Origin of the sequence: Dyella telluris (assembly GCF_014297575.1) — a bacterium.
GTDB lineage: Bacteria > Pseudomonadota > Gammaproteobacteria > Xanthomonadales > Rhodanobacteraceae > Dyella > Dyella telluris.
The window spans coordinates 2,206,638-2,227,256 of sequence record NZ_CP060412.1 but is presented as its reverse complement, the minus strand read 5'-3'; the positions used below and the strand labels follow the sequence as shown (position 1 = coordinate 2,227,256).

The 20,619-nt window shown below is 64.0% G+C and carries 17 protein-coding genes and 2 pseudogenes; 8 read left to right on the top strand and 11 right to left on the bottom strand.

Translation table 11 applies throughout. From position 1 onward, the window contains the following. The first annotated feature begins 115 nt into the window (after positions 1–115). Together H8F01_RS10045 and H8F01_RS10040 are read left to right on the top strand one after the other, a co-directional pair. Positions 116–760: a 4'-phosphopantetheinyl transferase family protein gene (locus H8F01_RS10045; RefSeq protein WP_187058882.1), complete on the top strand. Its 645-nt coding sequence runs from the start codon at positions 116–118 to the stop codon at positions 758–760. A gap of 72 nt (positions 761–832) precedes the next feature. Then, the gene (locus H8F01_RS10040) at positions 833–1,576 is read left to right on the top strand and encodes a pyridoxine 5'-phosphate synthase (RefSeq protein WP_187058881.1); all 744 of its coding nucleotides are present in this window, start codon (positions 833–835) and stop codon (positions 1,574–1,576) included. 248 nt (positions 1,577–1,824) lie between these two features. Here H8F01_RS10040 and H8F01_RS10035 read toward each other — a convergent pair whose 3' ends face one another. The 9 genes from H8F01_RS10035 to dnaA form a co-directional block, all read right to left on the bottom strand. Next, positions 1,825–2,241, bottom strand: coding sequence for an ExbD/TolR family protein (locus tag H8F01_RS10035; RefSeq protein ID WP_109124654.1), 417 nt, complete (start codon positions 2,239–2,241; stop codon positions 1,825–1,827). 6 nt (positions 2,242–2,247) lie between these two features. Next, positions 2,248–2,661 carry an ExbD/TolR family protein gene (locus H8F01_RS10030; protein ID WP_187058880.1) on the bottom strand — a complete coding sequence of 138 codons (414 nt, stop codon included), beginning with the start codon at positions 2,659–2,661 and terminating at the stop codon, positions 2,248–2,250. Between the two features lie 11 nt (positions 2,662–2,672). Continuing rightward, positions 2,673–3,419 carry a MotA/TolQ/ExbB proton channel family protein gene (locus H8F01_RS10025; RefSeq protein WP_074549498.1) on the bottom strand — a complete coding sequence of 249 codons (747 nt, stop codon included), beginning with the start codon at positions 3,417–3,419 and terminating at the stop codon, positions 2,673–2,675. A 49-nt stretch (positions 3,420–3,468) separates the two neighbouring features. Continuing rightward, positions 3,469–4,128 carry an energy transducer TonB gene (locus tag H8F01_RS10020; RefSeq protein WP_187058879.1) on the bottom strand — a complete coding sequence of 220 codons (660 nt, stop codon included), beginning with the start codon at positions 4,126–4,128 and terminating at the stop codon, positions 3,469–3,471. A 197-nt stretch (positions 4,129–4,325) separates the two neighbouring features. Then, positions 4,326–5,615 carry a tetratricopeptide repeat protein gene (locus H8F01_RS10015; RefSeq protein ID WP_187058878.1) on the bottom strand — a complete coding sequence of 430 codons (1,290 nt, stop codon included), beginning with the start codon at positions 5,613–5,615 and terminating at the stop codon, positions 4,326–4,328. 307 nt (positions 5,616–5,922) lie between these two features. Continuing rightward, positions 5,923–8,343, bottom strand: coding sequence for a DNA topoisomerase (ATP-hydrolyzing) subunit B (gene gyrB, locus H8F01_RS10010; protein ID WP_187058877.1), 2,421 nt, complete (start codon positions 8,341–8,343; stop codon positions 5,923–5,925). A gap of 76 nt (positions 8,344–8,419) precedes the next feature. Next, complete coding sequence (gene recF, locus H8F01_RS10005) at positions 8,420–9,499, bottom strand: DNA replication/repair protein RecF (protein ID WP_187058876.1); 1,080 nt, start codon at positions 9,497–9,499, stop codon at positions 8,420–8,422. A gap of 96 nt (positions 9,500–9,595) precedes the next feature. Continuing rightward, complete coding sequence (gene dnaN, locus H8F01_RS10000; RefSeq protein WP_187058875.1) at positions 9,596–10,696, bottom strand: DNA polymerase III subunit beta; 1,101 nt, start codon at positions 10,694–10,696, stop codon at positions 9,596–9,598. Between the two features lie 249 nt (positions 10,697–10,945). Continuing rightward, positions 10,946–12,289 carry a chromosomal replication initiator protein DnaA gene (dnaA, locus tag H8F01_RS09995; protein WP_187058874.1) on the bottom strand — a complete coding sequence of 448 codons (1,344 nt, stop codon included), beginning with the start codon at positions 12,287–12,289 and terminating at the stop codon, positions 10,946–10,948. A 212-nt stretch (positions 12,290–12,501) separates the two neighbouring features. On the opposite strand from dnaA, the gene rpmH reads away from it, so the two are divergent. From rpmH to H8F01_RS21855, 6 genes and pseudogenes are all read left to right on the top strand, one after another. After that, positions 12,502–12,639 carry a 50S ribosomal protein L34 gene (gene rpmH / locus H8F01_RS09990; RefSeq protein WP_019464789.1) on the top strand — a complete coding sequence of 46 codons (138 nt, stop codon included), beginning with the start codon at positions 12,502–12,504 and terminating at the stop codon, positions 12,637–12,639. A 13-nt stretch (positions 12,640–12,652) separates the two neighbouring features. After that, on the top strand, positions 12,653–13,051 hold the full coding sequence (gene rnpA / locus H8F01_RS09985; protein WP_187058873.1) for a ribonuclease P protein component: 399 nt from the start codon (positions 12,653–12,655) through the stop codon (positions 13,049–13,051). A 58-nt stretch (positions 13,052–13,109) separates the two neighbouring features. Then, positions 13,110–14,792 (top strand): membrane protein insertase YidC, encoded by a 1,683-nt coding sequence (gene yidC / locus H8F01_RS09980; protein WP_187058872.1) that lies wholly within the window; start codon positions 13,110–13,112, stop codon positions 14,790–14,792. A gap of 135 nt (positions 14,793–14,927) precedes the next feature. Next, the gene (mnmE, locus tag H8F01_RS09975; RefSeq protein ID WP_187058871.1) at positions 14,928–16,268 is read left to right on the top strand and encodes a tRNA uridine-5-carboxymethylaminomethyl(34) synthesis GTPase MnmE; all 1,341 of its coding nucleotides are present in this window, start codon (positions 14,928–14,930) and stop codon (positions 16,266–16,268) included. A gap of 163 nt (positions 16,269–16,431) precedes the next feature. Beyond that, a pseudogene (locus H8F01_RS21860) lies at positions 16,432–16,776 on the top strand (DNA translocase FtsK 4TM domain-containing protein); the annotation flags it as partial. 774 nt (positions 16,777–17,550) lie between these two features. Next, a pseudogene (locus H8F01_RS21855) lies at positions 17,551–19,020 on the top strand (DNA translocase FtsK); the annotation flags it as partial. A 152-nt stretch (positions 19,021–19,172) separates the two neighbouring features. Here the strand turns inward: H8F01_RS21855 and rbsK are convergent. Continuing rightward, complete coding sequence (gene rbsK / locus H8F01_RS09965; protein WP_187058869.1) at positions 19,173–20,054, bottom strand: ribokinase; 882 nt, start codon at positions 20,052–20,054, stop codon at positions 19,173–19,175. A gap of 74 nt (positions 20,055–20,128) precedes the next feature. Then, complete coding sequence (locus H8F01_RS09960) at positions 20,129–20,581, bottom strand: hypothetical protein (protein WP_187058868.1); 453 nt, start codon at positions 20,579–20,581, stop codon at positions 20,129–20,131. Positions 20,582–20,619 lie beyond the last annotated feature (38 nt).

The window sequence follows — 20,619 nt, the reverse complement described above, 5'->3', positions numbered from 1 at the left end:
GCGGTGTTCTCCGACATGAGGGCTTCCCTGCGGTGGGTGCGACGGGCGGGGACGCTCCGTTCCTGCGCGTCTGCCGTGCTTGTAAGTATCACCTCTTGGGCGGCAACATGCGCGGATGATCACCACCGACGGCCGCACACCGGCCCAGTTGGCTGCCGGACTGGCCGACGACGAGATCCATGTCTGGCGCCTCGCTTATGACCATCACCAGGGCCGGGCGCCGCTGCTGGCGATGCTGGGCGCCTATCTGGGCGTGCCAGCGGCCGACGTAGCGCTGGAAGCACAGGAGCACGGGCGACCGGTGCTTGCCGGGGGACAGCGAGACACGCTGTCGTTCAACTGGTCCCACAGCCACGACCAGGCCCTGATCGCCGTGGCGCGCGGCGTGCTTCCGGGCGTGGATCTGGAACGCCTGCGCGCCCACCCCAAGGCGGTGCCGATTGCCCGGCGCTATTTCAGCCCGGACGAAAGCGCCGCCCTCGAAGCCCTTCCGGCGGACCAGCGCGACCGCGCCTTTCTGGAACTGTGGACTGCCAAAGAGGCCGTGCTGAAAGCACTGGGCCGCGGGCTGGCGTTCGGCCTGCATCGCCTGAGCATTGCCGGTGCTCCCGATCTTCCCGTGCTGCATCGACTGGAAGGGCACGAGACCAACCTGTGGCAACTGCATCGGCTGATCCTGGACGACGAGCATGTGGGTACCCTGGCCTGGCAGGGCGATCCGCGCCGCATCCGTCAGTGGACACTTGCCGGCCCCGTCTGAACGGCGCACTGTGTCCAACCCGCGACTGTTCCGGCGCCTCCATGCGCCCCGCAAGCGAGTATCGAACAACCCATGACCCTGCTCAGCGTCAACGTCAACAAGATCGCCGTGCTGCGCAATTCGCGCGGCGGTACCGAACCGGACATTCTGCGCGCCGCACACACCTGCATCGATGCGGGTTGCGGCGGCATCACCGTGCACCCGCGTCCCGACCTGCGTCATGTTCGACCTGAAGACGTGCGCGCGCTCGCGTCGCTGACGCGTGGCCGCGTGGAGTACAACATCGAGGGTAATCCGTTTGCGCCTGCACGTGGCAGCTATCCGGGCCTGATCGAGCTTGCGCGCGAAGTGCGCCCCACCCAGGTCACGCTGGTTCCCGATGGCGACGGCCAGATCACGTCCGATCATGGCTTTGACCTCGCGCGTGATATCGACACACTCAGGCCACTGGTCGCGGAGCTACGCGATATCGGTTGCCGCGTGAGCCTGTTCGTGGATTCCAATGCCACCGGTTTCGATGCGGCGCTGGCCATCGGCGTGCAGCGCATCGAGATTTACACGGGCCCTTATGCACAGGCCTTCGAGGAAGGCGATGTGCAGGAAGAGCTCGCGCGCTGTGCGGACACCGCACGACGCGCTCAGCAGGCGGGCCTGGCCGTCAATGCCGGGCACGATCTCAGCCAGGCCAACCTCGGCACGTTCAAGGCAGCCATTCCTGGTCTGGCGGAAGTATCGATCGGACACGCGCTGATTGGCGAGGCGCTCTACGAAGGCCTTGCCTCTACCGTGCGGAAGTATCTGCAGATACTGCGTTGAACCGGTGCTGGCCGTCGCGCACGTGACGGCCGCCGGGTGGCGCCATTCACTGAGGCACGCGCGCGGGTACGGCCGCGCCGTCGCGAATCCTCGACGAGTCATCGTCTGTCTGGACGTCTATACGTCTTATCTTCCCGTCGCCAGGAACAACGTCGCGCACGGGTCCGTCAGTGTTTTCTTCGCCCAAAAAAGAACCCCCGCACTAGGCGGGGGCTCTCAGGGTAGTGTTACTTTCATTCCTTTCGGAATTACTGACCTTCAGTGAAACCGATCTTCGTAAGGCCGTAGCTCTTGGCATCCGCCAGCACGCGAGCCACATGCTCATACGCCACGCCGTCATCGGCGTTGATCTGAACTTCCGGCTGCTTGGCCGGATCGCCCAGACCACCGATCACCGCGAGCTGTGCCTTCAGGCCAAGCTCATCCACCGGGGTATCGTTCCAGTACAGCGCGCCGGACTGGTCGATCTTGAGGCGGACGGGTTCCGGCGGGTTTTCCGGCTGAACCACGTTCGGGTTCGGCTGCGGAAGATCGATCTTCACCTTATGGGTCAGGATCGGAGCCGTAATCATGAAGATGATCAGGAGCACCAGCATCACGTCGACGAGCGGCGTGACGTTGATATCGGCCATGGGGCCCTTGCCACTTCCAGAACTGAATGCCATGGCTTGTTACTCCTTGCCGGTCGTCATGAAGCCGACATGCACCATGCCAGCTTCCTTGGCGTCGGCGAGGACCTTCTTCACGATCTTGTATTCCGTGGTCTTGTCCGCACGGATCTGCAACTCGGGCTGCGGCGACTGCTGCGCCGCAACCGCGAACTTTGCCTTCAGCTCGCCTTCGTTGACTTCGATGTCGTCAAGGTACAGCGAGCCATCCGGCTTCACGGCCAAGTCCATCGGCGTCACCTGCTCCGTATCCGTGGTTTTCGGATTCGCAGTGGGCAGTTCAACCGTGATTCGATGGGACATCAAAGGAGCCGTGATCATGAAGATGATCAGCAGCACCAGCATCACGTCGACGAGCGGCGTAACGTTGATCTCCGACATCGGACCGCCGGCATTGCCTCCGGTACTCATTGCCATGGGTCAGATCCTCACTTGCCTTCGACGCGAGCGCCGGTGGCGAAGAAGTCGTGCAGGTCGTGCGCAAACTCGTCGAACTGAGCGTAGGTCAGACGGTTCGAACGGTTGAAGAAGTTGTAGGCAAGCACGGCCGGGATGGCGGTGAACAGACCGAAGGCGGTCATGATCAGAGCTTCACCCACCGGACCGGCCACAGCTTCCATCGAAGCGTTGCCCGACGCGGAGATCTTGATCAGCGCGTGGTAGATGCCCCACACGGTACCGAGAAGACCGATGAACGGAGCCGACGAACCGACCGTGGCGAGCAGGGTCAGGCCGCCTTCCAGACGCAGGCTCTCGCGAGCAACGGCCTGGCGCAGGGCGCGGTCGATGAACTCGGAGCGGCTGAGCGACTCGGCGAGGCGGCCACCACCGGCCGAAGCCTGCTGATGGTGAGCGACGGCCGAAGCGGCGTCGAGGGCGATCTTCGAGAACGGTTCGCCCTTGGGCTGGGCTTCGAGTTCGCGAATGGCATCCTGCGTGGAGCCATTGGACCAGAAACCGTTGATGACCTTGTCGGCGCGACCGCGAACCATCGAGTTGCGGATTGCGTTGGCGACAATGAAGTACCAGGAGGAGAAGGACATCACCACCAGCACCACGAACACGATCCAGCCAAGGAAATCGAAGTTGTGGATAAGGTGGTCAAAGCCCATCGACTTCATGGCTTCGGCGTTGGTGGTACCGCCCGCGGGGGCCGGAGAAGTTTGCAGGAACATAACGCTACCCTTGGAAAGTCAAGCGTGAACTGATTAACCGTAACCGAAGTTACAGCTGATTGAGATTGAAGTTGATCGGGACGCGGACATAGCCTTCCGTCTTTTGTCCGTTCCTAACGTTCGGATTGAAGCGCCACTTGCGTGCCGTTTCAATCGCGGCCTGGTCCAGCTCGCGGAAACCGCTGGACGATTCCACCTTGATGTCCTTCGGCGAACCGTCTACGCCCACCAGGATCATCAGCGTGACCGTGCCCTCGTGACGCTGGCGGATAGCCTGCGGCGGATACTTGGGCTGGATACGGCTGTTGTAGCTGATGTCCTGACTTGCGGTGATATCCGCAGGCGCAGCCGGAGGAGCAGGCGGTGCCGGCGGCGGTGCCGGGATAGCGTTGGTCGACGCTTCCTCGACGGCCGGCGGCGGAGCCGGCGGCGGCGGAGTCGGCGGCGGCTTAACCTGCTGAATGATCTTCGGCGGCGGCTGCTTCGGCGGCTCCGGCGGCGGCGGCGGCGGTGGCGGCGGCGGCGGCGGAGGCTCGATAAAGTTCACCTGGACCGTGCGTTCTTTTTCCTTCTGGACCTGCTTCGGCGGTGCCATAGGCGCCACCAGCAACAGGAACGCGAACGCATGTAGCGCGATGGCAACTGCCAGCGCCCAGGTACGCCTCCAATTGAACGGCCCTTGGCCGGTTGCTTCGTTACTTGAGGCCATCTGTCACTATCTGGAGCTAATCAATCGGTGAGACGTGGTCACGAATTCCGGTGGCAAATCGATCCATAGGGATGACATTTGCCACTGGACGGGAGCACGGAAAGGTTTCAACGGTACAACAGCACATGGCATTTGTATAGCACTTGTGAGGCAGACAAATGGACGTCCATCTGACTCGCAAATGTTACACGCCAGCCTTACTTGCCCGCGCCCTGTGCCTTCAGCCAAGCCTTTGCTTTTGCTGAGGTTTCGGGATCCTGTGCGGCCTTCTCCATGGCAGCAATCGTACCCGGCTTGTCCTTCAGGCCACGGCACGACTCGGCCAGCAACATATAAGCGGTGCCCTTGTGCTGCACGCCCTTGTCGATGCCCTGCTGGATGAGGCTCTTGGCCTCGCTGAACTTGTTGTCCTGGATCAGGAGCTGGCCGGCGCGAATGTTCGCCTCGCCGTCCTTCGCCAGCGGAATCGCCTTCTGGTAGGCAGCCAGCGCGCCCGACGTGTTGTCGGACATGTAGTTGGCGGCGCCCAGCAGCGAGTAGTTCTCGGCCGTGGAGGTCACGATGCCCTTGCTGAAGCCTTCCTGCAGCACGGCAGCAGCCTTGGTGGCCGGTTCTTTCTGGTCACCGCTGTTCTGGCCGCTCACCAGGTAGAGCTTGGCGAGGTTGACGTAGTCCTTCTCGGTCTTGAGCTGGCCGGAGGCGCGAGCCTTCTCCATCAGCGAGATCGCTTCCGGATACTTCTGGGCCTGCATCAGCACGGCGACGGCGTTGTTCAGCGCGTTCGGATCGTTCGGGTTGGCAGCGAGCTGCTGCTGGGCCACCTGGGCAGCCTGGTCACCCTGGCCGGACTCGGAGTAGCTGGCCATGAGGATCTGGTTCCAGCTGTCGTTCGGCTTGTCGGTCATCGACTGCGCCTTCTTGATGGCGGCAATCGCTTCCGGGAACTTCTCGAGGCGGTAGTACGCGTTGCCCTGCAGCGCGTAGGAGTCGGCGGTTTCCTTCTTGCCCTCGTCGCGCCACTTGTTCACGGTGTCGATGCACAGCTGGTACTGCTCATCGGCAAGGTAGAACTGGGCCAGCATGAACTGGAGCTGGAAGTAGGTGTCGTTCGGCATGGTGCCGTTGTCGAGCGCACGCTTGAGCAGATCGATGGCGCCCTTCACGTCGCCGTCGTTGTAGTGCACGTTGGCCAGACCCTGCAGGGCCAGCGCCTGTGCGTACTTGCTCTTGCTGCCGTCGGCGATCGGCTGAAGGATCTGGATCGCCTTTTCCTTGTCCTGGTTGTTGACCGCGTCGAGGCCTTCGTTGATCGCCTTCTGATCCTTCTCGCTGGTCAGGTCCAGCTTCGGCTCCGGACGGGTCGCGTTGGGGTACAGCGCTTCCTTCTTGTCCTTGGACGAATTGCTGGCTGCAATGACCGGCGTGCTCACCACGGCCAGGGCCAGCGCCGAACCGGCAAGCAACTTGATCAGGGGAACACGCTTCATGGCAGTCCTCAATGTAGGTTTCACGCGCTTACAGCGCGGGGGATCGCTGAGCGTAACCTGACTAGGTAAGAGATAACAAGTCGCAGCGCGACATGAAAGATTGTTAAAAATCAATAAGTTGAGCCATACGCCGGCGACTGGACATAATTTCCGGGGCCAAGCCCCCTGTCGGCCGTGACTTTTTGGCCTGGAAACACGTTCCCGGCGTCAGCTTTCCTGACTTGAATTAGCGTACTAACGCATTAGTACGTGATGCCAAAGAAAAGGCCACCGGGGGCGAACGTCGCCGCTCCCGGTGGCCGGTGCGTCAGATATCCAGGTTGGCGACCTTCAGCGCATTGGCTTCAATGAAGTCACGGCGCGGCTCCACCGCCTCGCCCATCAGCATGGAGAACATCTGATCGGCCGCGAAGGCGTCTTCGATGCCCACCTGCAGCATGCGGCGCGTTTCCGGGTTCACCGTGGTTTCCCACAGCTGTTCGGGGTTCATTTCACCCAGGCCCTTGAAGCGCTGGATCATGCGGCCCTTCTTGCCCTCTTCCAGCAGCCAGTGGCGCGCCTCGGCGAAGTTCTGCACACCGCGCGAACCGTTGCCGCGGCGAACCACGGCATCGGCCTGCACCAGGCCGGCGAGCTGCTGGCTCATCTGCAGGATCGGACGGAACTCGGCGCTGGTGAAGAACGGCTGCGGCAGCAGCCAGGTGTGGCTGAGGCCATGCTGGTCGCGCACCACCTCGATGGCCGCCGAATGCTCGCCTTCGGCCGGACGCAGGGCCAGGCGGTAGCGGGGCTTGCCTAGGCCGCTGGCAGCCAGACGCGATTCCACGCCCTTCAGCCAGCCCTGCATGGCCGCGTCGTCGGCCCACACGGCCGGTTCGAGCGGCGTGTGTTCCAGCAACGCGGTGAGCACGGTGGCGTCGAAACGGTGGCCGAGGCGTTCGATCTGGTCCAGCGCCGTCTGGTAGTCACGCAGCAGCTTCTCGAGCGGCTCACCGCTGATCGGCGGTGCACCGGCCGTGGTTTCCAGGCCGGCACCGTCCACCGCGCTGTTGACGAGGTAGCCGTTGAGGGCCGCGTCGTCCTTCAGGTACATCTCGGTCTTGCCCTGCTTGATCTTGTAGAGCGGCGGCAGGCCGATGTAGACGTGGCCACGCTCGATCAGTTCCGGCATCTGGCGATAGAAGAACGTGAGCAGCAGGGTGCGGATGTGCGAGCCGTCCACGTCCGCGTCGGTCATGATGACGATGCGGTGGTAGCGCAGCTTGTCCGGGTTGTACTCCTCCTTGCCGATGCCCGTGCCGAGCGCGGTGATCAGCGTGCCGACTTCGGCGGAGGACAGCATCTTGTCGAAGCGGGCCTTCTCCACGTTGAGGATCTTGCCCTTCAACGGCAGCACGGCCTGGGTCTTGCGGTTACGGCCCTGCTTGGCCGAGCCACCTGCGGAGTCACCCTCGACCAGGAACAGCTCGCACAGGGCGGGATCCTTTTCCTGGCAGTCGGCGAGCTTGCCCGGCAGGCCGGCGATATCCAGCGCGCCCTTGCGGCGGGTCATCTCGCGGGCCTTGCGGGCGGCTTCGCGGGCGCGCGCGGCATCCACCACCTTGGAGGCGATGGCCTTGGCTTCGTTGGGGTGTTCCAGCAGGAATTCGCCCAGCTTCTCGTTGACGGCCTGCTCCACCGCGGTTTTCACCTCGGAGGAAACCAGCTTGTCCTTGGTCTGCGAGGAGAACTTCGGATCCGGCACCTTCACCGACAGCACGGCGATCAGGCCTTCACGCATGTCGTCGCCCGACAGCGCCACCTTGGCGTTCTTGGCCAGGCCTTCCTTCTCGATATAACCCTGCAGCGAGCGCGTCAGCGCTGCGCGGAAGCCCGTGAGATGCGTGCCACCGTCGCGCTGGGGGATGTTGTTGGTGAAGCAGTACATCGTTTCCTGGTAGGCGTCCGTCCACTGCATGGCCAGCTCGACGGAAATACCTTCCTGCATGGCGCTCAGGCTGATCACGTTGGGGTGCAACGCGGTCTTGAGCTGGGCCAGATGCTGCACGAAGGACTTGATGCCGCCTTCGTAGGCAAAACGGTCGCTACGCCCTTCCCCGCGCTCGTCCTTCAGGTCGATGGTGACGCCCGAATTGAGGAACGCCAGCTCGCGAAGACGCTTGGCCAGGATGTCGTAGTGGAATTCGATGTTGGAGAACGTGGCCGTGCTGGGCAGGAAGCGCACCGTGGTGCCGCGCTTGTCGGCAGCCTGCCCCACTTCCTTCACGGCGTACTGCGGCTCGCCCAGCGCGTATTCCTGCTGGTACTCCTTGCCGTCGCGGTAGATGGTCAGCCACAGGTGCGAGCTGAGCGCATTCACCACCGATACGCCCACGCCGTGCAGGCCGCCGGAGACCTTGTACGAGTTGGCGTCGAACTTGCCGCCGGCGTGCAGCACCGTCATGACGACTTCGGCGGTCGAACGCCCCTCTTCCGGGTGCATATCGACAGGAATACCGCGGCCGTTGTCGCTCACGCTGACCGAGCCGTCCTCGAGGATGGTCACGATGACGTGGTCGCAGTAACCGGCCAAGGCTTCGTCGATCGAGTTGTCGACGACTTCGAACACCATGTGGTGCAGGCCGGTACCGTCATCGGTGTCGCCGATGTACATACCGGGGCGCTTGCGCACCGCTTCCAGGCCTTTAAGAACCTTGATGTTGCTCGAGTCGTAGGTTTTATCGTTCATTCGTTGACCGATTCCTGGCGCCTTTTCCCACCCGGTTCGGCGCCTTTCAGGGCCGGATGGGGACACAATCGAGTGATTATAGCAGGGGGGCGAGATGGCCTTGTTCCACGTGGAACACGCGCGTCGGACCCGCCTGCAGAGCCTCTGGCACCTCGGTTCCGGTAACCAGTACCTGGGCACCAACGGCGCCCAGCTGACCCACCACGGCGGCCTGGTGGGCCTTGTCGAGTTCCGACGCCAGGTCGTCCAGACAGACGATGGGCCACTCCCCTTTCCGCTCGGCGTAGAGGGAGGCTTGGGCCAGCACGCAGCCCAATGCAGTCAGTTTCTCCTGGCCACGCGAGAGGTGTTCCCGCAAAGGCGCGTGTTCGAAGGCAATCGACCAGTCTGCCCGGTGTGATCCGATGGTGGTGTGCCCTCGGGCCAGATCCCTGCCACGCTGTGTAGCCAGTAATTCGCCCAGAGGCGCGTCCTCAGCCCAGCCACGCCGATACCGCAGCTCCATGGGGCCAAGCTCGGGCAACAGGCCCGCCATCGCTTTCTCTATATGGGGGCGAAGTGCCGTCAAATACAGGTCGCGCAACCGGTCGATAACCCCCGCTGCAGCATCGAGTTCGGCCTCCCAAGGCAGGAACAAGGCCTCTGGAGGCACGGTGGACGCCCGGAGAAGGACATTTCGCTGCTTCAGGGCTCTTTGATAGCGTCGCCAGGCCGAAATGAACTCATGTTCCACGTGGAACACGCCCCAATCGAGGTATCTCCGGCGCTCTTCCGCGCCACCAGCGATCAGGTCGTGCGAGCCCGGCTCAAAACACACCACGGCGCACTCGCCGACCAGCTCACTCAGGCTGACGACATCGCCGTCGACCCGGGCCTCCCAACGAACGCCTTGCCTGCCCAAACCAATCCGCTGCCCTCTTCCGTCGTCATGACGAAGCTCGGCAAAAACAGACAAACCGGCCGCACCGCGTTGTAGCAACGCATCTTTCGCGCCGGAGCGAAACGAGCGAGCGTGTGAAAGCAGGAAAGCGGCTTCCAGGATGCTGGTCTTGCCCGCTCCATTGGCCCCGGCAAACACCGTAACCCCAGGACCCAGCGGCACGGCAACGTCTTCCAGGCAACGTAAACCCCGGATCCGCAGGCTTTCCAGGCGCATGTCAGCAAGCTCCTGAAGCAAGAACGCCGGAGCGTCTTTCGACGGCTCCGGCGTTCTCTTCTGGCTTGCCCTCAAAAGGCAAACGATTCATCGCAATCAGAGGCGCAGCGGCATGATCACGTGGCGGGCCTGGTCGCTGTCGTCTTCCTGCACCAGGCAGCTGGACTGCGCGTCGCGCAGGTTCAGGCGGGCCTTCTCGCCACGCAGCGCACCCAGCGCATCCAGCAGATAACCCACGTTGAAGCCCACGGCGAGATCGGAAACCGGCGTTTCGGCTTCGACCTCTTCCACGGCCTCTTCCTGCTCGGGGTTGTGAGCCACGATGCGCAGCTTGCCCGGCGACAGTTCGAGCTTCACGCCGCGGTACTTTTCGTTGGAAAGAATGGCCGCGCGCTGCAGGGCACCACGCAACACTTCGCGATCCAGCGTGGCCTGCTTGTCGGCGCCGAGCGGAATCACCGCTTCGTAGTCCGGAAAACGACCGTCGATCAACTTGGAGGTGAACACCACATCGCCACGACGGACGCGAAGGTGATTACGGCCAAACTCCAGCTCGATCTGGCCATCGCCTGTTTCGAACAAACCGATCAACTCGTTCACGCCCTTGCGGGGAATGATGATCTGGCGACGCGACGAAACCTTGCTGTCCAGCTTGGTTTCTTTCAGCGCCAGACGATGACCGTCAGTAGCCACACAACGAAGCGTGTGCTCCTGCAGATCCAGCAGCATGCCGTTCAAGTAGTAGCGCACGTCCTGGTTGGCCATGGCGAACGCGGTGCGCTCCATGAGATCGCGCAGCACTTCTTCCGGCAGCGTGACCCGCTCAACCAGCTCTATTTCATCGATGGTCGGGAATTCGGTGGCAGGCAGCGTTGCCAGCGTGAACCGGCTACGTCCTGCATTCATCGCCACACGGTCGCCGTTGAGCTTCAACTCGATCTGCGCGCCGTCGGGCAATGCGCGAACGATGTCGAACAACTTGCGGGCGGGAATGGTGATCTCACCATCGAGCAGCTTGTCAGCTGCGGTCGTGGCGATCATTTCCACTTCCAGATCGGTGCCGGTCATCGACACTTTGCCGTCGGCGACCTTCACCAGCAGGTTGGCCAGCACCGGCAAAGTCTGGCGGCGTTCGACCACGCCTACGACCTGCTGCAACGGTTTGAGCAGAGCTTCTCGTTGAATGCTGAATTGCATGTATGCGCTTCCCCAATCCTGCTTTTCTGTTTTTAAAGAAGTTCTGTGGTGGTGGTAGGTGCCGTGGATAACTCAAAAATCTGAAATTACCCATAAGAATCAACGATTTAGATGATTCTCACATTGTGTTCCAAATGGCCTGACGACTGTGCGTTGTTTGTGGATAACTTTGAAGGCCAAATCGTCCACCTATTATCCACAGGTTGCCACCGTACTTTTCAAGCAATCCGTGCACAGCCCCACCGGTTTTTAGCCGGTGAGGATGCGTATGAGCTGTTCCCAATCCTGCCGCATGCGCGTGTCCGTCTCGCAAAGCTTCTTGATGGTGCGGCAGGCGTGCAGGACCGTCGTATGGTCGCGGCCACCGAATGCCTCGCCGATCTCCGGCAGGCTGTGCTCGGTGAGCTCCTTGGACAGCGCCATGGCGATCTGGCGCGGACGAGCCAGCGAACGTACGCGGCGCTTGGACAGCAGATCCTGCAGGCGCACCTGGTAGTAATCGGCCACCGTCTTCTGGATGTTCGGCACCGTCACTGCCTGCGCATGCGTGGCCAGCAGGTCGCGCAGCGTTTCCTCGGCGAAGTCGATGGTGATCGGCTTGCCGTAGAAGTTGGCCCGGGCGGCCAGTGTGTTGAGCGCACCTTCCAGGTCACGCACGTTGGAGCGGATGCGCTTGGCCAACAACATCGCCACGTTCTCCCCTACCGCCACGCCCTTGTCGTGGGCCTTGGAAAGCAGGATGGCGGCTCGGGTTTCGAAGTCCGGCGGCTCGATCGCCACCGACAAACCCCAACCCAGGCGCGACTTCAGGCGCGGCTCCAGCTTGTCCACTTCCTTCGGGTAGCGGTCGCAGGTCAGGATGATCTGCTGCTTGGATTCGAACAGCGCATTGAAGGTGTGGAAGAACTCTTCCTGCGTGGTGTCCTTGCCGGCGAAGAACTGGATGTCGTCGATCAGCAGCGCGTCCACCGAACGGAAGCGGCGCTTGAACTCGTCCATGCTCTTGGTGCGCAGCGCCTCGATCATCGAGCCGACGAACTGCTCCGAGCGCAGGTACAGCACCTTGAAATCCGGATTGCGCTCGCGCATCAGGTTGCCGGTGGCGTGCATCAGGTGGGTTTTGCCCAGGCCCGTGCCGCCGTACAGCAGCAGCGGGTTGTAGGCACGGCCCGGATTCATCGCCACCTGCATGGCGGCGGCCTTGCCCAGCTGGTTCGACTTGCCCTCGACGAAGGTTTCGAAGGTGTAGTGCGGGTCCAGGTTGTGGGTATAGGCCGGCGCCTCGGGCACCGCCGGTTCCACCCGGACGGGGGCCGGTGCGGCCGCCGGCTTGCTGGCCGGGGCAACGCGCGGCGCGCTGGAGCCCACCTCCAGGCGGACGGTCAGGTCATGGCCGGTCAGCTGGCTGATCACCGTTTCGATGCGGGCCAGATAGCGCTCGCGCACGGTGTCCAGCGTGTACGGATTGGGCGCGAACAGCCTCAAGCCATGCGTGTCGTCGCGTGCCTGCAGCGGCATCAGCCACGTATGCAGGTCTTCGGCGTTCAATTCGCCTTCGAGACGCTCGAGACAGCGCCGCCACAGGTCACTCATGGGAAGTCTTCAACCACTGCAAGGAGCGCTTTCGCGCGGGGTGGACCGGAAAGTCTAGCAGCAGGAACCACCGTTTTTGGTACGGATATCCACATGGATATCCACAGGCAATCAACAGCCTTTTGTCAACCCCGAAAACACCCCATTTGACAGGGCCCCAAAACACCCCGCATAATTTCCAACCTTTTTATCAACTTACTTTGGAGGAAGCCATGTCCAAGCGGACCTTCCAGCCCAGCAAGCTCAAGCGTGCCCGCACCCACGGCTTCCGTGCCCGTATGGCCACGGCCGATGGTCGCAAGATCCTCAACGCCCGCCGCGCCAAGGGCCGCAAGCGCCTGATCCCGTAAGCGGCAGGCATTCATGCCTACCGCCGGCTTGCCGCGCGAGGCGCGGCTCCGCCGCGCCAGTGATTTCGCTGCTCTGCGACAAGCCAGCGGCCGCTTCGGCGGCCGCTGTTTTTCTGTGCGCTACAGGGTCAACGACCTGGGCCATCCGCGCCTGGGCCTGGCCATATCCAAGCGTGTCTCCAAGCGCGCGGTCGACCGTAACCGCATCAAGCGCCTCATCCGCGAGTCGTTTCGTCGCGCCCGCCTTGAGCTTCCGTCCGTCGACCTCATGGTGATGGCGCGCGACCAGGCCTGTGGCCTGCCCGGCCCGGAGCTGCTCGCCGAATTGCAGCAGCTGTGGAAGAAATTGCGTTCCGCCAAAGTCGACCTCACGTTGAAGCCGGGCGACCCGACCGGCACAATCGCGCGTTGACCTTTCTCCACCCTCTTCCGCGGCACGGCGTCGCGGCATGCAATGGATCCGCTCCGCGATGAATCAAACGCGCACGTTCCTCATCTTCGCCCTGCTTGCCGTGGCCTACCTGCTGTTCCAGGCCTGGGAGAAGGATTACGGCCCGCAGCCGCCGGCCGTTGCCGCCACCGCAGCGAGCGCCGACAACAGCGTGCCGGGTGCCACCGCGTCGACCGCTCCGGCCGCCGTGCCGGGCACGGTCAGCGAAGCGTCGGCCCAGCTGGTCACCGTGACCACCGACGTGCTGCGCCTGACCATCGACACGCGAGGCGGCAGCGTGGTGCGCTCCGAGCTGCTGCACTACCCGGTGGCGCCGGTCACCAAGAAGAATCCCGACCCGGCGCCGGTGCGCCTGCTGGATGACGATCGCGCCCAGTACTTCGTGGCGCAGAACGGCCTGGTGAGCAACCAGGGCGAAGCGCCCGACCATCGCGCCGTGTTTTCCACCGCGCAGGCCAGCTACGCCTTGGCCGACGGCCAGAACGAGCTGAAGGTTGATCTGACCTGGCAGGGTAGCGCCGGCCTCAAGGTCACCAAGACCTTCGTGCTCAAGCGCGGCGACTACGCCGTCACCGTGGACCAGAAGATCGAGAACGGTGGCAGCACCACCTGGACCGGCAACACCTACGAGCAGCTGCAGCGCGTGGCGCCGGCCCAGCAGAAGGGCTGGTGGCAGAACTTCACCGACCCGACCTCGCACAGCTTCTATGGCGCTGCCTGGTACAGCCCGGAAGACAAGATGTCCACGCTGCCCTTCGCGGACTTCGCGAAGAAGCCGCTCAATCACGCCATCACCGGCGGTTGGGCCGCCATGCTGCAGCACTACTTCTTCGTGTCGTGGATCCCGGCCGCGCAGGACGCCAACACCTACAGCACCAGCGTGATCAATCCGGATACCGCGCAGCCGGTGTACCTGATCCGTGCCGTGGGTCCGTCCATCAATGTGGCCCCGGGCCAGAGCCAGAACACCGCCTCGCGCCTGTATGTCGGCCCGAAGCTGCAGGGCACGCTGGACCAGGTCGCCCCCGGCCTGGACCTGACCACCAACTACGGCATGCTCACCGTGGTGGCGCAGCCGCTGCACTGGCTGCTGTCCAAGCTGCACGCCATCGCCGGCAACTGGGGCGTGGCCATCATCCTGCTGGTGCTGCTGCTGAAGGGCGCGCTGTGGAAGCTGACTGCCACGCAGTTCCGCTCCGGCGCCAAGATGCGCAAGCTGCAGCCGCGCGTGAACGCCCTGAAGGAGCGTTACGGCGACGACAAGATGAAGATGCAGCAGGCCATGATGGAGCTGTACAAGAAGGAGAAGGTCAACCCGATGTCGGGCTGCCTGCCGGTGCTGATCACCATGCCGGTGTTCTTCGGCCTGTACCGCGTGCTGATGGAAAGCGTGGAGCTGCGCCATGCACCGTTCTTCGGCTGGGTGCATGACCTTTCCGCGCCCGATCCGTACTTCGTGCTGCCGGTGCTCTACATCCTGGTGATGCTGGCCACCCAGTGGCTGTCGCCGTCCGCTGCGGGCATGGACCCGACCCAGCAGAAGATGATGAAGGTGATGCCGGTGGTGTTCGGCTTCATGTTCCTGTTCTTCCCCGCGGGCCTGGTGCTGTACTGGGTGATCAACGGCATCACCAGCCTGACGCAGCAGTGGCTGATCACGCGCAGCGTGGAGCGCGCGGACGAGAAGGCCAAGGCGGCCTGATCGCTGGAAAGCTTCCGGAAAAAGGCCGCGCAAGCGGCCTTTTTCTTTGGGCTCGTCATCCCCGCTTCCGCAGGGATGACGCAGAGAAAGTCCAGGCGTTTTCCCAGCCATCTTCCAACCTCCATAATCCATCCCATGACCCATACCGACACCATCGCCGCCATCGCCAGTGCATCCGGTGCCGCCGGTGTCGGCGTGCTGCGCGTTTCGGGCCCGGCGGTACCGGGCATTGCCGCCGAACTGCTGGGGCGCAATCCAGAGCCGCGTCGTGCTCACTTCGCCGCTTTCCGCGAACGCGATGGTGAGCTGATCGATCGCGGCCTGCTGCTCTACTTCCCTGCCCCCGCCTCGTATACCGGCGAGCACGTGCTGGAACTGCAGGGCCATGGCAGCCCTGTGCTGCTCGATGCGCTGCTGCGCCGCGTCTGCGCGATGGGCTCGCGACTGGCGCGTCCCGGCGAATTCACCGAACGCGCGTTTCTCAACGGCAAGCTGGATCTGGCTCAGGCGGAAGCCGTGGCCGACCTGATCGCCGCACGTTCGCAGGCCGGTGCGCGCGCGGCACTGCAGTCGATGGAGGGCGTGTTCTCGCGCAAGGTGCACGAGCTGCTGCAGGATCTGATCGCGCTGCGCGTGCACATCGAAGCGGCCATCGACTTTCCCGAGGAAGAGATCGATTTCCTGGCCGATCCGCTGATCATGCAGCAGCTCGAAGCGCTGCGTGTGCAACTGGACGAGCTGTTGCTCGAAGCGCAGCGTGGCGTGCGGCTCAACGATGGCCTGCGCGTCGCCATCATTGGACGTCCAAACGCCGGCAAGTCCAGCCTGCTGAATGCACTGGCCGGCAGCGATCGTGCCATCGTCACCGACATTGCGGGCACCACGCGCGACGTCCTGCGCGAGCAACTCAACCTCGATGGCATTGCGCTGGAACTGGCCGACACCGCCGGTTTGCGCGAAACGGACGATCCGGTGGAGCGCGAAGGCGTGCGCCGCGCCCATGGCGAACTGGCACGGGCGGACGTGGCACTGCTGGTCACCGATGCCGACCATGCCGAGCATGACCTTGCCCTGCTCGGTGACCTGCCGGCCAGCGTTGAACGCATCGTGCTGGTGAACAAGATTGATCTGGCCAGCCACGTGGCGCAGTACGACGTGCGCCCCGATGCCATCTGGGTTTGGGCTTCGGCAAAAACCGGTGCCGGACTCGATGCGCTGCGCGACCACCTCAAGCAACTCGCCGGGGCGGGCGGCGGGGAAGGTGCGTTCAGCGCGCGCCGACGCCATGTGCTGGCGCTTGAACAGGTGTCCGTGCACCTGGGAGCCGCCGATGACGTGCTGCGCGCCACGCGCGCCGGCGAACTGGCCGCCGAAGAGTTGCGCCAGGCCCAGCACGCGCTGGGAGAAATCACCGGCACTTACACCAGCGACGATCTACTGGGGGCGATCTTCAGCTCGTTCTGCATCGGCAAATAAGCGTGCCGGCGTCGGGCTCCGCGCCAGGCATCGCCTGGACAGCGCGCCAGATGGCCATCAATACATCAAGAATAACAGCCCGTTACCGGCCACTCTGCTGACGGAGCTGATGCATTGGCGCTAACATGCTGAGTTTGCACGCAAGCGATTCGATATCTCAGGCATGCTCCATTTCTTCTTCGGCGCCTTCGGGCTGTCTACCCTCTGGCTTGTTCCCCTGATCTGGCGCGTCGGCAGAACCCTGCTGAAGCGGCGCACGTTGTCGGGCGGCGGCGAAGGCTCCATCCGCTTCTGGTTGGGCGCTTTGCTGGTGCTTTTGGCCAGTGCGACGCTGGAAGGCCTGGTCATCGATCAATACACCGACGATGCGAGTGCGGGTGGAGCGGTTTGCCGCGCCCTCTCGCATGGCATCGGTGGCCTGCTGGGCGGCGGGTTGTCCGCGCTGGTCATGCTTGCGGTGATGGCTGCCGCGCTGCCGTGGTATCTCGGCGTGAGCTGGCCGGCAATGTTCAAGACCATCGCAGCCGGCGTGGACGTCATCGCCGGCCTGCTGCAGCGCGTGCTCGACGCCGTGGCAGCACGTCGGGGCCGCCCTTCCACGTCTCGCGGGCCCCGCGGCGCGGTGCGGCGGGTGGAGCGTGCGTCGAAGCAGGCGCGTCGCACCGGTACGCCGGCCACGCGCCGTACGCAGGTGGCATCGCCGCCGGTGGCGGAAGCCAGGCCCGAACCCGTCGCGCAACCGCCGGCCCCCGTCGCGCCCGCACCCATCTCACGCGTGCGCTATGCCGCGGAACAAGAGAAGGTCATACGCGAACCCTGGCTCACACCCAAGCACGGGCGCCCTGTTGCTCCCCCGCCGCGCGCACCGCTGAGCCGCCCTGCTCCCGCGCTGGCGACCAGCCCGGTTGCACCGAAGATGAGTGCGATGCCGGTTGCCGCATCCGCCGCCGTGTTGGGAGCACCGGCTGTCATGATGCCGGCGGTGCCGGTGCCCATTCCCGTGCCGGAGGAACTGCCGACCGCCATCGGCATGGACGTTTTGCCACCGGATCCGGAGCCCGTGGCACCGGCCATGGTCGACGCACCACAGCCGATTGACGACGAGCCAATCGAAGACGCGCCGTTCGAGGTCGATCTGCCAACGACCAGCGCCGCGTCCACCGTCACCTCCATTGCGCCGGCTCGCCGTTACGCAGCGAACGACGATGAAGCGATCGTTCCGCAGGTCAGCGTCTCCGCGCCGCCGGTCACCGTGCCGTCGCGGCAGCATTCGACGGCGATGCTACCGCCGCTTTCCCTGCTGGCTGCGCCGCGAACGGAGATCGCCTCCATCGACGAAGCGCAGCTCGCCGAGACGGGCGAGTTGATCGAGCAGCGCCTGCGCGAGTTCAAGGTGCCGGTCACCGTGGTCGGCGCGTCGGCCGGCCCGGTGATCACGCGCTTTGAAGTCGAGCCTGCCGTCGGCGTGCGCGGCAACCAGATCGTGGCGCTGATGAAAGATCTGGCGCGCGGCCTCGGACGGACGTCCATTCGCGTGGTCGAAACCATTCCCGGCAAGACCTGCATGGGCCTGGAGCTGCCGAACGAGCAGCGACAGATGATCGCGCTATCCGAAATCCTCGATTCGCCGGTCTACCGTGAGTCCGATTCGCTGCTCACGCTGGCCATGGGCAAGGGCATCACCGGTGAAGCCGTGGTCGCCGATCTGGCCAAGGCACCGCACATGCTGGTCGCCGGCACCACCGGTTCGGGCAAGTCCGTCGCTGTGAACGCGATGATCCTGTCCATGCTCTACAAGGCCACGCCCGACGACGTGCGCATGATCATGATCGATCCGAAGATGCTGGAACTCTCGGTGTATGAGGGCATTCCGCATCTGCTCGCGCCGGTCGTCACCGACATGAAGCTCGCCGCCAATGCGCTCGCCTGGTGCGTCGGTGAAATGGAAAGCCGCTATCGCGTGATGTCGGACCTGCGCGTGCGCAACCTGGCCGGCTTCAACCAGAAGGTGCGTGAAGCGCGGGCGGCTGGACGTCCGTTGATGAATCCATTCCCTGCGCATCCGGAAGTGCCCGAGCTGCTCGATACGCTGCCGATGATCGTGGTGGTGATCGATGAGCTGGCCGACCTGATGATGGTCGCCGGCAAGAAGATCGAAGAGCTGATCGCGCGACTCGCGCAGAAGGCCCGTGCAGCCGGCATCCATCTGATCCTGGCCACGCAGCGCCCGTCGGTGGACGTGATCACGGGTTTGATCAAGGCGAATATCCCCACGCGCGTTGCCTTTCAGGTGTCGTCCAAGATCGACTCGCGCACCATCCTCGACCAGATGGGCGCGGAAAGCCTGCTCGGTCAGGGCGACATGCTCTTCATGCCGCCGGGCACGGGTTATCCACAGCGCATCCACGGCGCCTTCGTCGCCGACGAGGAAGTGCACCGCATCGTGTCGCACCTCAAGCAGTACGGCGAACCCGACTACAAGGACGAAATCCTCGCCGGTCCGCCGAGCGAAGGCTCCGGCGATCTGTTCACCGAAGAAAATGGCGATGCGGAACTCGATCCGCTCTACGACGAAGCCGCCGCCTTCGTGCTGCGTTCGCGCCGTGCGTCCATCTCCTTCGTGCAACGCCAGTTCCGCATCGGCTACAACCGCGCCGCGCGACTGGTCGAAGCGATGGAAGCAGCGGGCCTGGTCTCGCCGATGGGCATCAACGGCCAACGCGAAGTGCTGGCGCCGGGGCCGTCCGAGTAGACGCTGCACATCCTTGCAGGAGCGCTCGTGTGCGCGACAGCCCTATGGGGTGATGCGAGCTGGTGGCTTGTATTGCGATGACCCTGGCGCGGCGTGTGCCTGGTGTCTCGGTCGCGCAGACGTGCGCTCCTACAAAGAAAGATAGGTGTTTCTTAGAGGAAGGCGTCCAGTTCCGCACGCGTCGGCATGCCGCCCTGCGCGCCAAGCCGGGTAACCGAAAGCGCCGCCGCTGCACACGCCTTGCGTACCGCCGTGGGCAGGCCTTCATGCAGGAACACCGCCAGTGCGGCGTTGAAGGTGTCGCCGGCGCCGGTGGTGTCGACGACGTCGACCTTGAAGCCGGGCTGATGCGTCGGCTCGCCGCCGTCGCGGTACCACGCGCCGTCGCCACCGCGCGTGAGTACCACCGGGGCGGGCGCGCGTTCCATCAACGAGCGGAAATCCTCGTTGCCATCGGCGCCGAGCAGGATGGCCAACTCGTGCTGGTTGGGCGTGAGGTAGCGCGCAAGCTTCAGCCATTCCACCGGCAGCGGCTGCGCGGGCGCGGGATTGAGGATGACCGGCTTGCCGAGCTTGTCACCGAGCCGCAAGGTGGCTTCGACCGATTCCAGCGGAATCTCCATCTGCACGAGGATGGCGTCCGCACTGGCCAGCGTGGATTGCGCCCGCTCGATCTGTTGCGGTGTCACGCGTGCATTGGCCGCGGGCACGACGATGATGTGGTTCTCGCCTTCGGCGACGGTGATCGAGGCAGTGCCACTGCCGCAGTCGGCGATGCGGGCTACGTGTTCCAGTGCGACGCCTTCGCGCGTCAGGCCTTCATGCAGTTGCATGCCGAAGGCGTCGTCGCCGACGGCGCCAACCAGTGCTACCTCGGCGCCGAGGCGTGCGGCGGCAACGGCCTGGTTGGCGCCCTTGCCACCGTGCACGGTAAGAAAGCGTTCGCCGAGGATGGTTTCGCCGGGCCCGGCGAAGCGCGACGCCAGCGTCACCAGGTCCATGTTGATGCTGCCGACCACGACGACGCGTGCCATACCTGCTCCATCACTGCTTCATGCGGGGATGGCGCAGGATACGGGATGGCGCGATTCGATGCCCTGTCGTGCGATCAGCCGCCGGTGCTGGCCGACGACGATGGCACCTTCTGGCCACGCTTTTCCTGCATGCGCTCCATCGCCTTCTCGCGCATGGCCTTCCACTTGTCGTTCTGTTGCTGGGTCAGCACGCCGCCGATCTGGCCTTCGCTGTCCTGCATGATGGCCTGTGCCTTGGCACGGCGATCGGCCGGCTTGAGGCTGGCGTCGCCGTGCAGCGCTTCGAGCTGCTGATCGCGTTGCTGCAGCATCGGGCCGATCTTGGCCTGCTGGTCGGTGGTCAGCTGGAGTTGCTTGGTCAGGCGTTCCAGCTGCGTCTGCGCATCGAATTTGTGCATGTGCTGGTTGCCGGCCGCCGGAGGGTTGCCGCCGCCCGTGGTGGGCGCGGGGGCGCTCTGCTGGGCGATGGCGGCGCCCGACAAGGCGGCGACCAGCGCAAAGGCGGCAAAGGCGGGAAGGCGATTCATGGCGGCTCTCCTGGGGATGTCCTGCGGGGAACGCGGGC